10 protein-coding genes are annotated in these 10,119 nt (G+C 72.1%); 1 reads left to right on the forward strand and 9 read right to left on the reverse strand.

From position 1 onward, the window contains the following. The 7 genes from JWQ92_RS11765 to JWQ92_RS11795 form a co-directional block, all read right to left on the reverse strand. Positions 1 to 1,339, reverse strand: a 1,339-nt coding sequence (locus tag JWQ92_RS11765; RefSeq protein WP_297344649.1) for a hypothetical protein, incomplete at its 3' end; no start/stop codon positions are given. A 170-nt stretch (positions 1,340 to 1,509) separates the two neighbouring features. Then, a complete protein-coding gene (locus JWQ92_RS11770) occupies positions 1,510 to 2,064 on the reverse strand; it encodes an NYN domain-containing protein (RefSeq protein ID WP_297344650.1) in 555 nt (184 codons plus the stop codon). A 197-nt stretch (positions 2,065 to 2,261) separates the two neighbouring features. Beyond that, positions 2,262 to 3,935 (reverse strand): DUF4091 domain-containing protein, encoded by a 1,674-nt coding sequence (locus JWQ92_RS11775; RefSeq protein ID WP_297344651.1) that lies wholly within the window; start codon positions 3,933 to 3,935, stop codon positions 2,262 to 2,264. Then, positions 3,932 to 4,846: a GNAT family N-acetyltransferase gene (locus tag JWQ92_RS11780; protein ID WP_297344652.1), complete on the reverse strand. Its 915-nt coding sequence runs from the start codon at positions 4,844 to 4,846 to the stop codon at positions 3,932 to 3,934. The genes JWQ92_RS11775 and JWQ92_RS11780 overlap by 4 nt, the downstream gene beginning before the upstream one ends. Then, a complete protein-coding gene (locus JWQ92_RS11785) occupies positions 4,843 to 5,700 on the reverse strand; it encodes a carbohydrate ABC transporter permease (RefSeq protein ID WP_297344653.1) in 858 nt (285 codons plus the stop codon). The genes JWQ92_RS11780 and JWQ92_RS11785 overlap by 4 nt, the downstream gene beginning before the upstream one ends. Further along, a complete protein-coding gene (locus JWQ92_RS11790) occupies positions 5,700 to 6,653 on the reverse strand; it encodes a carbohydrate ABC transporter permease (RefSeq protein WP_297344654.1) in 954 nt (317 codons plus the stop codon). The genes JWQ92_RS11785 and JWQ92_RS11790 overlap by 1 nt, the downstream gene beginning before the upstream one ends. Before the next feature lie 3 nt (positions 6,654 to 6,656). Then, positions 6,657 to 8,003 (reverse strand): ABC transporter substrate-binding protein, encoded by a 1,347-nt coding sequence (locus tag JWQ92_RS11795; protein WP_297344655.1) that lies wholly within the window; start codon positions 8,001 to 8,003, stop codon positions 6,657 to 6,659. A gap of 155 nt (positions 8,004 to 8,158) precedes the next feature. Here JWQ92_RS11795 and JWQ92_RS11800 point away from each other — a divergent pair, with 155 nt between their 5' ends. Then, the gene (locus tag JWQ92_RS11800) at positions 8,159 to 9,118 is read left to right on the forward strand and encodes a Gfo/Idh/MocA family oxidoreductase (RefSeq protein WP_297344656.1); all 960 of its coding nucleotides are present in this window, start codon (positions 8,159 to 8,161) and stop codon (positions 9,116 to 9,118) included. 237 nt (positions 9,119 to 9,355) lie between these two features. On the opposite strand, the gene JWQ92_RS11805 is transcribed toward JWQ92_RS11800, so the two are convergent. Beyond that, on the reverse strand, positions 9,356 to 9,601 hold the full coding sequence (locus JWQ92_RS11805) for a protealysin inhibitor emfourin (RefSeq protein WP_297344657.1): 246 nt from the start codon (positions 9,599 to 9,601) through the stop codon (positions 9,356 to 9,358). After that, positions 9,598 to 10,119: M4 family metallopeptidase (locus tag JWQ92_RS11810; RefSeq protein ID WP_297344658.1), on the reverse strand; the 522-nt coding region annotated here is incomplete at its 5' end. The genes JWQ92_RS11805 and JWQ92_RS11810, both read right to left, overlap by 4 nt.

Here is a 10,119-nt window from a genome sequence, read left to right on the forward strand (position 1 = left end):
AGCCGATCGCGTCGGCGTCCGACTCGGCACCGGCGAGCGCGACGAGCAGGCTGAGGAGGGACAGCAGCACGCTCGCCACGAAGAGCGTCAGCGTGACGGCGAACGCGATGCGGTCGAAGGCGAAGTAGCGCCTGGTGGTGCCGCGGTGGTACTCCACCTGGTCGTGGAGCCATCCGGTGATGAGGCGACGCTTCACGCCCTTCAGATCCGCCGAGGGCGGCGCGGACGCGGTGCGCCAGGTCGCTTCGAGCAGTGCTCGGGTCGCCCATTCGACGTCGGGGTCGGCGACGAGGTCGACCCGCTCACGCCCTGTGGCCGGGATGAGACCGACCGCGAGCAGGACGATCGCAGCGCGGATGCGCTCCGCCAGGTACCGGCTCGCCGTCCATCGGTCGAGGTAGTGGCCCCGCCTGAGGACGGTGAGCGAGACCGCGATCGTGACGAGCGCGACGAGCTCGAGCGCGGGGAGCCACGGCAGGCTGGGGTGGAACGCGAGCTCCGCAGCCTGCACGGTCACGGCGGCGACGGCCAAGGCGAAGTTCACGATCGTGAGGGTTCGGAGCCGGCGCTGGCTGCGGACCGCGGTCCGGTCTGCGCGACCGAACACCGCCTGCAGCTCGGTGGGCTGGGAGACTCGCGGCCTCTCGTCTCCCAGCCGTCCGTTGAAGAGGTCGAGGCCTTCACGGGCTTCACGGGAGAGCACCGGGCGGAGCTCAGGAGCGCCCCTGTCCGAGATCCGCACGCCCTCGTCCGTCCGCGTGACCTCGAGCCACCAGACCGCCTTCCGCTGCAGCACGGCGTAGTCATAGGTCTCCGCCGTTCCTCCGGGCCCCCGGGACGGAAGCCCGTCCCAGATCGCGAGGACGATGTCGGATCGATCGACCACCGCTCGCGCGGCCGTGCGGTAGGCGAGATCGTCCACGTGCTGCGCGACCACGACGACGGTGGACGCCGCGTTCAGCAGGTCGTCGAAGTCGGTCGCCGAGGCCGGGTCGAAATCGCGCCGGAAGACCTCGAGAGGGGCGGGCAGCACCGCCTCGAGCCGGCCGCCCCGTTCCATCGCGGCTCGCGCGACGATGCGATCGGCGCCGTCAGCGATCGAGCTCACCACCACCAGCTCGGTGTCGGTGGATCTGCTCCGAGGCGGCAACGCGCGCTCGACCCCGTCCAGCACCACGCCGAGCGCCCGCATCACCTGCTCGTCGCTCGGAAGCCACCGGTGCCCGATCACGCCGAGGCGAAGGGTGAGGGGCACGCGGCCGTCGGACGTGCCCATCGCCCGGGTGTGCGGAGCCGTCCCGCCGTCGCCCTCGGCGCCGAGCCGATCCGGAGAGCTCACCCGCCGGCCTTCCCGCGCAGCCGGGCGTCGGGTGACCAGCGGAGGCGTGCAGCAGCGGAGGCCTCGCACGCTGCCCGCGTCGCGGGGACTCCGTTGCCCACGCGCTCATCATGGCAGCCGACCGGGTCGAGGGGCAGGTCCCCTCCGTGGCCTGCTCGCCTCCCGGCCTGTCAGCGGAGGAAGGCCTCGGGATCGAACTCGGTGAGCGGGATGATGCGCACGCGGGGGAGCGGCGTGTTGAAGGCGTGCACCTCGGTCTCGAGGTCGTAGAGGGGGACGTCGAGGCCGGCGTAGGCGCCGCTGACGAGCTCGGGGAAGCCGAGGATGCCGACCCGGTGGTCGCTGTCGAGCAGCCGCTCGACCTGCTCGAGGTAGTCGCGGTCGTGGCTGCCGAGCAGCACGTCCGCGTCACGGCCGACGAGCGCGTCGAGGGTGCGCTGGATGCCGATGTCGACGACCTTCTCGTTCGCCCCGCCCGCGAGCGGGACCGGACGGAAACCGATCTGCGTCAGCGCGGTGACGAACGGGCCGGGCAGGTAGCCGTTCGAGGCGTTCAGGAAGAAGAGACCGGTGGCGTCCTGGCCCCACAGGCGGCGCGCGAACTCGAGCACCCGCTCCCAGCGGGGCCGCTCGCTCGGCTCCGGCTTGCGCCCGAGCACGGTCGAGCCGAGGGTGGCGTCGATGTTCTCGCCGTCGACGAGGACGAACGTGCGGCGTTGCGGCATTGCTGCTCCCATCACCCCCCGGCACCTGGAGCCCGGCGAGGGCGTCGGGCTTCATCCTCTCGCACCGACCTCGGCCACCTCCGCGGCGATCCGCGACAAACCCTCGACCTGCGGAGCGCGGGCGGCTTCCGACACGTCGGGCGTCTTTTTGCGCCCGGTCTGTCGGAAGGCGCCCGGATTCGGCGGAGGCCGGGGCCTCAGCTCGAGCGCTGCACGATCTCGTCGGTGAGAGCCGCGCGCACACGCCGGTAGTGGTCGGGGTCGTCGCTGTAGCGCGTCATCGAGAGGGTACTGTCCGGGTCCACGATGCGGAGCACGGCCTCGGTGCCCGCGAGGTCGCGGAGCGCCTGCATCGCCCGGTGGTCGGCCATCGCCTCGGCGAAGACGCGGTAGCGGATCGACGCCCACGGGTGGCCGTCGTCGCCCGGGTAGACGACGAAGGGATCCCCGGCGAGGAAGGCGCCGCCCGCGGTCGTGTCCTGGAACGGGTCGATCGGGTGCGTGGAGAGGTGGGCGTTGTAGAAGTTGAAGCCCCAGTGCAGGAACCCGGCCGCGCCGAAGCGGAAGAGCTGGCTCCCGAGCACCCGGTTGCGGGTCGACGGCTGGCCGATGAAGCGGTTGGCGACACCCGTGTGCTGGCCGACGCAGTAGTACATCCAGAGGTCGGTCACCTCGGCGGCGAGGAACGGATCGAGCGCGTCCGTGGCGACCACCGGGTGCTCGACGACGCCCGACGAGTAGAAGGCGAAGTCGCTGAGGGCGTCGACGATCGTGCAGCCCTCGAGCAGGTCGTCGACCACGGCGCGAGCCGCCCGGTAGGAGGCGAGCATCGCCTCGCCGTGCGGCTCGTCGGAGATGTGGAAGATCACGCGGTCGAGGCCCCATCCGCGATCCAGCTCCTGCCGCAGGGCCGGGAGCAGGGCCTCGAGCAGGCGCCGGTACTCCGGATCCGTGGCGTCGGTCTGCCAGCCGAAGCGCTGCTCGGTTCCCGAGCCGGACCGGACGTACACGGCGGGGGTGTGCTCCGCGCCCCACTGCGTGAACAGGTGCGCGATCTCGAGGTGCCGGATGCCCTGCCGCCGGCAGAGGTCCATCCACCGGGAGAGCCGCGCGAAGTCGAACCGGTAGGTGCCGTCGTCGTCGACGATGTCGACGAGCTGCACGGATCGGCGGGTGCCGCCGACGGCGGTGTCGAGGGGCGGCGTCCAGACGGGGGTGAGCACCGAGTTCACGCCCATCGCGGCCGCCGCGCCGACGAAGCGCTCGAGGATCGCCCAGTACTCCTCGCTGTGGACCTCGACGCCGTAGTAGCCGGCGAGGCCGTCGCCGTGCACCCACTGGGTGTTCACGATGTCGAGCTCCGGGAGCGGCTGGGGATGCACCCGCACCGGCACGGTGGTCCTGAACAGCGCCCGGCCGGTCGTCGCGGACCGCAGCACGACCTCGACGGGCAGCTCGCCGTCCATCGGGGGAGCCGCGACCGTGCACCAGACCGACCGCCACTGCCCCAGGTACGGCACCACGCGGCCGTCCGCCGGCAGCGGGCGAAGCAGGTCGGGGTAGAGCCCGGCGGTGTCGCGCAGCCAGCCGTCGTCGTGGGGCTCGAACGCGACGAGCGTGCAGGGCACGAGGTCCACGCTCGCGACCTCCGTGACGGCGGCCGCGGCCGCGCCGACCTCGACGAGCACCGCGCCGACGTCGTCGAACGACTGCGCCGCCGGGGGCAGGAACGCGATCTGGAAGGAGACGGATTCGCCGGCGAAGGCCGTGATCGGGATGTCCCGGTTCATCGGCCGGGGCCGCTGGTCGGCGAACACCTTCTCGAGGGAGTCGCAGACCACGAACGTCCAGTCGTCGCGGATCCCGGTCATCGGGCCGCTCCTCCGAGCGTCTTCTTCATCATCCAGAAGCAGCGGCCGAGGCGGGCGCCTGCGGTCCGCGAGTAGAAGGGGATCGCGGTCTCGGCCACCCAGCCGATCTGCGCCACCTGGACGCCGCGGGCGGCCATGTCCGCGAGGCAGAGGTCGGACAGCACGGCACCGATGCCGTGGCCCTGCTCGGCGGGATCCGTGGCGATCGGTCCGTAGAGCGACGGGCGGTGGATGCCGTGGGCCGCGAAGCCGACGACCTGCTCGCCGCGGAACGCGAGGAAGATCGGCGGCGGCTCCCGGTGCAGGGCGGCGCGGGTCTCGCGGAACCACACGTCGGAGATGTCCGACCAGAGCCGCAGCGCGTGCTCGCCGACGGCGTCCGCGTCGCCCGGCTCGCCCCGCCGCACGGTGAGGCCGGCGCGCTCGAGGCGGGCGAGCGCATCGGGTGTGGGCGCGGGGACGTGGTCGAGGGCGACGTCCATGTTGTAGACGGTCTTCGCCCGTGTGTACCCGCTGCGGAGCAGCATCGCGAGGAACGCGGTGTAGCGGATGTCGACCCCCGGCCAGGCGTACGTGCGCAGGTTCTCGCCGGCACGCGACCGGGTCGCGCCCGACGCCGCCGCGCGCCGCTCCCACGCGGCGAGGAGCGCCCGCGCGATGCCGGCACCGCGCGCCGCGGGCGCCACGACCACGAGGTCGAGGAACGCGTCGTCGCCCTGCAGGCTGCCGAGCAGCACGCCCACCGGCCCGCCGTCCCGCTCCGCGACGAGCCGGATCCGCGTCGTGCCCGCGTCCTCGGTCCAGAGCAGCCGAGGGAGCTCCGCGGCGTCCTCCGGATCGAGGTCGAAGCTCGCGGCGGCGATCGCGCCGAGCGCGGGCAGGTCGTCGTCCGTGCCGTCCCGTGGAGTCACTTGGTCGCCCCCTTCAGCAGTCCGGAGAGCAGGTACTTCTGCAGCAGCACGACGAGCAGCACGGGCGGCAGCACCGCGACGAGCCCGGCCGCGGACTGCAGCCCGTAGTCGCTGCTGAACTTGTTCGCGAACGTCGGGATGAGCACGGTGAGCGGCTCCGTTCCGGACGAGTTCGCGTAGACGAGCGGGATCAGGAAGGCGCCCCAGCTCGCGAGGAACGTCACCACCGCGGCCGCCACGAGGCCGGGCGCGACGAGCGGCCCGATGATGCTGCCGAGCACCCGGAAGGTGCCGGCTCCGTCGAGCCGGGCCGCGGCCTCCAGGTCCTCCGGGAGGGTGACGATGTGGCTGCGGAGGATCCAGATCGCGAGCGGGAGCGCTGCCGAGGTCAGCACGAGGATCACCCCCTGCTGCGTGTTGATCTGCCCCGTCGCCGTGGCGAGCTGGAAGAGGGGGATCAGCACGAGGTAGACCGGCACCGCGAGCGTGATCGTGATCACCGTCAGCAGGAGGCGCGAGCCCGCGAACCGCAGCCGGGCGAACGCGTAGGCCGCGGGAAGCGCCACGGCGAGGGTGAGGACCGTCGTGCCGAGCGCCTGGATCACGGAGCTGCCGAGCGCGGAGAGGAAGACGCCCTGGGTCGCGGATCCGGGCCCGAGCAGCCGGCCGAAGTTGCCGAGCTCGATGCTCTGCGGGAGCAGCGCGGCGGGGGAGCGGCGGATGTCGGCGACGCTCGCGAAGGCGATGACGGCGCCCCAGTAGATCGGCGCGAGCGACCAGACGACGACGAGGATTCCGACGACGATCCGGACCGTGCCCCAGAGGGGCCCGTACCCGGTGCGATGCGTGGCCATCAGTACTCCTCCTCGCGGTAGACGAGCCGCAGGTAGACGAGGGAGATCGCCGCGGTGATCGCGGTGGCCACGACCGAGGCCGCGAACCCGAATCCGAAGTTGAAGTCCCGGAACGCGTAGAGGTACATGGATCCGGCGATCGTGATCTTGTCCGGGTCGAGTCCGACGAGCACGTAGACCTGGTCGAAGAGGCCGATCGCGAGCACCGCGCCGTTCAGCAGCACGATCGCGAGCGCCGGCCGCAGCAGCGGCAGGGTGATCGAGCCGAACTGCCTCAGCCGGTCCGCGCCGTCCACGAGGCTCTGCTCGTAGATCTCGCGGGGGATGCCCTCGAGCCCTGCGAGCAGCACGACGACGCCGAGCGGCACCGCGCTCCAGGCGACGGTCAGCCCGATCACGACGATCCCGGCGATCGGCTTGTTCAGCCACGCCTGGTAGCTCCCGATCAGGCCGACCGACTTCAGCACGGAGTTGAGCAACCCGGAGCCGGTGGGGTTGAGGATGAACGACCACAGCACCCCCGCGACCGTGCCGGGGATCGACCAGGGCAGCACGATGACGGTGAGCGCGATCGCCCGCCACGCGCCCTTCAGGCTCTGCAGCCAGAGCGCGGTGCCGAGACCCATGAGCAGCACGGCCAGGGTGATGACCACGAAGTAGCCGCCGGTGTTCAGCAGCGCCTGCTGGAAGGTGTCGTCCGACAGCACGGCCGTGTAGTTGCGGAGGCCGCTGAACGCCCGGTTCGGATCCGTCAGCTCGTACCGCTGGAAGCTCCCGACGACGCTGCTGATCGTCGGGTACAGCACGAGCACCGCGATGACGGCGAACGCGGGCGCGACGAGTGCGAGCCCCAGCCGGTTGGCGCGGCGGCGGGCGGCGGACCGGCCGGGCCGTGGGCTCGGCCGAGCCGGTCCGCGTGCCGCCGGAAGCAGAGCTGCTCGGTCGGCGCGCACCGCCTACCCCTGCGACGCGAACTGGTCGGTCTGCTTCGCGAGCTTCTGAATGCCGGCCGCCGCGCTCGTGTGCCCCAGCGCCACGGACTGGATCGTCGCGGCCGCCGCCGAGCTGAACTTCGAGTACCAGGTGGGGGTGCCGCCGGGGATCACCGCCTGGATGGTCGGCTCGAGCGTCTGGATCGTCTGCGCGTCGGCGAGCTTGCCGCTGTCCGCGAGCTCCTTGAGCGCGGCGCTGCTCGGCGGCAGGAGGCCCATGTCGGGGTCGTGGTACGCGGTGATCAGCTGCGCGGGCTGCAGCCACCAGGTGATGAACTCCGCCGCCGCCTCGGGGTGCTTCGAGGCCTTCGGGATCGACAGCGCCTCCTCGAGGCTGACCGTCGGACCGGTCGCGTCCTTCTGCCCGGGAACGTGCGCGAACTGCAGCTGGTCCTTCGAGATCTTGCTCTTCGCCGGATCCGTGAACTGCGCGTTCCCGCCGGGGCCCGTCGCGAGCACCATCGCGGATTCGCCTGCGGCGAAGTTGTCGCCCACCTGCTGATCCGTCAGCCCGATGGCGCCCGGATCGATGAGGCCCTCGCTGTAGGCGGTGTGGATGAACTCGAGTGCCGCCTGCCCGAGACCGCCGCTGTCGAAGGCGGGCTTGCCCTTCGGCGTGAGGATCTGGCCGCCGGAGCTGCGCACGAGCGCGTACCAGGGCGTCGACGTGCCCTCGAGGATCTTCAGGGGCAGCCCGATCGGATGGGCGACGACGCCCGCCTTCTTCACGGCCCGCGCGGCGATGAGCACCTCGTCCCACGTCGTCGGCGCCGAGGTGATGCCGGCCTTCTTGAGCATCGTCATGTCGTACTCGGAGCCGCGGAAGTCGAGCGAGTAGGGGACGCCGATCTGCTTCCCGCCCTGGACGAACGTGCTCGCGCCCACCGAGTCCTTCAGCTGGGCGGCCGACAGGTACTGGTCGAGCGGGGCGAGCCAGCCGGCGGCGCCGAACTGCGACACCCACGTCCAGTCCAGCTCGACCACGTCGGCGGGCGCCTGCCCGCTCGCCTCCGTCGTCACGACCTTGTCGTGGATGGAGTCCCAGGCGAGGGTCTGCAGATTGACCTTGATGCCCGTCTTCGCGGTGAACTGCTGCAGCACCGACTTCTTGAACGAGCCCCAGGGCGGCATCATCACCGAGATGGTGGTGCCGGCGTACTTGCGGTCGAGCGAGCCGGGCTTGAAGCCGGCCGCGGGCGTGGCTGAGCCCCCGCCCCCGCCCCCGCCGGTGCTGCACGCCGTCAACGTGAGCGCCGCGATCGTGGCGCCCGCCAGCGCCATCCGCCGCCACTGCCTCCGAAGGTTCCCCACGGTCGTCCGCCTCTCACGTCGCTGTGATCACCGGAGCCTCGACCACCAGGATGGTCCGATCGGCGGTGCCGGTGGCGCCTGGTCGTGGTCGGACGGTATTGAGGCGCGGCCCCGGGGTCAAGGAAATGCGCAGTGCGGATGAGGGGAGCAGCGGGATGACCAGGGTCGCGATCGTCGGTGGTGGCCGGATGGGGCAGGCGCACGCGCAGGCGTGGGCGGCGCTCGCCCCCGAGGTCGAGGTCGTGGCGGTGGTCGACCGTGCAGCGCCGAGGCCGCTCGCGGGCGTGCCGACCGCGCGTCCGACGACCGATCTGGACGGCGTGCTCCGCGACCCGGCCATCCAGGTGCTGTCGATCTGCACGCCCACCGACACCCACCTCGAGCTCACGCGGCGGGCGCTCGCGGCGGGCAAGCACGTGCTGCTCGAGAAGCCGCTCGCCCGCACCGTGGCGGACGGCGACGAGCTCGTCCGGCTCGGTGCGGCGGCCTCGGGGACGCTGATGATCGGGCACGTCGTGCGCTTCTTCCCCGGGTACGTCGCGGTGCGGCGGCTCGCGGGATCGTTCGGCGCGCTCCAGGGGGTGCTGGCGTCGCGGCTCTCGCCGACCGGTGGGCGGCCGCCGTGGCTGGAGGACGAGGAGCGGTCCGGCGGGATACTGCTGGACCTCGCCGTGCACGACTTCGACCAGCTGCTGCTGTTCCTGGGGCCGGCGCGACGCGTCGAGGTCGCGCGGCTCGACGACGGCACCCTGCAGGCGCGCGTCGAGCACGAGAGCGGAGCCGTCGGCTGGGTCCGTGCCGGATGGGACGCCCCCGTGTCGACGCCGTTCCGCACGTCGCTGGAGGTCATCGGCGCCATGGGCCAGGCCCGCTACTCCTTCGCCTCGGGCGTCGAGGAGCGCAGCGAGCTCGTGGTGTCCGAGGACGGCGCCGAGCGGATCGTCGACGTCGACCCGGGCGAGCCGTACACCGACCAGGCTCGGGCGTTCCTCGAGTGCGTCCGGACGGGGAGGCGGCCGAGCGACGGGGACCCTGCCGCCTCGCTCGCCGCCGTGCGGCTGGCGCTCGCGGCCCGGGAGTCGTTGCTCGGCTGGAGCGCGGTCGAGGTCGGCTGACGGCCCCTCCGTCAGCCGCCGTCGCGCATGTGGAGCGCGCGGGCGACGGCGGCCGTGAGCACGGCGGCGAGCGTGAGCCAACCGGCGGCGATCGCGATCAGGACGTCCATGGTGCGAGGCAAGCGGATCCGCTGAGCCGTCCGCCCTCTGCCGGGTATGCGTTCGATGAACATGCGACGTCGACTCCGCCCCCGCGGCGCGCGGGCCGATGTCCCCTTCGGTTCCGTCGGGGAGGGCTCAGCGGAGCAGGGCTCGGACCTCCGGCGGCAGGGTCGACTCCGGCACCGAGTACGTCTCGGCGGTCGCGGACTCGCTCTCGACCGTGAAGTCGTAGACGAAGCCGTCGGGGCGCGGAGGGACGTCGGTGGGCCTCCGGTCGCGCAGCGTGACGAGGATCCGGTCCACCGCGTCGGGATCGCTCACCTCGGTCGTGCGGGCGATCCCGGCGAACCCGCCCGTGCGCGTGACGACGATGCGGGTCACGGGATGTCGACGCCCACCTGGCTCCATGCGTCCGTCACCGCCTGCTGCTCCGCGGATCCGTAGAGCTTCGCGGCCGTCTGGGCGGTGAGGCTCGCGAACTCCTCGAAGGTGGCGCTCGTGCGCAGGTCGCCGCCGGTGAGGGTGGCGTACCAGACGTGCCCGGCCTTGTCCCAGCTGTTGCCGCCGAGTCCGAGGGCCGCCAGGGAGAAGGCGTGGTTGGGGATGCCGGAGTTCGTGTGCACGCCGCCGTTGTCGCCCGTCGTCCGCACATAGTCCTTGACGTGGGCGGGCTGCGGGTCCTTGCCGCCGAGCTGCGGGTCGTCGTACGCGGTGCCCGGTGCCTTCATCGAGCGGAGGGCGACGCCATTGACGCCCTTCGCGAGCAGTCCGGCGCCGATCAGCCAGTCGGCCTCCGCAGCGCTCTGCCGCAGCGCGTACTGCTTCACCAGGGAGCCGAACACGTCCGAGATCGACTCGTTCAGCGCGCCCGACTGGTTCTTGTAGGCGAGATCCGCGTT

The organism is Amnibacterium sp. (assembly GCF_025463795.1).
In the GTDB taxonomy this organism is placed as follows: Bacteria; Actinomycetota; Actinomycetes; order Actinomycetales; family Microbacteriaceae; genus Amnibacterium.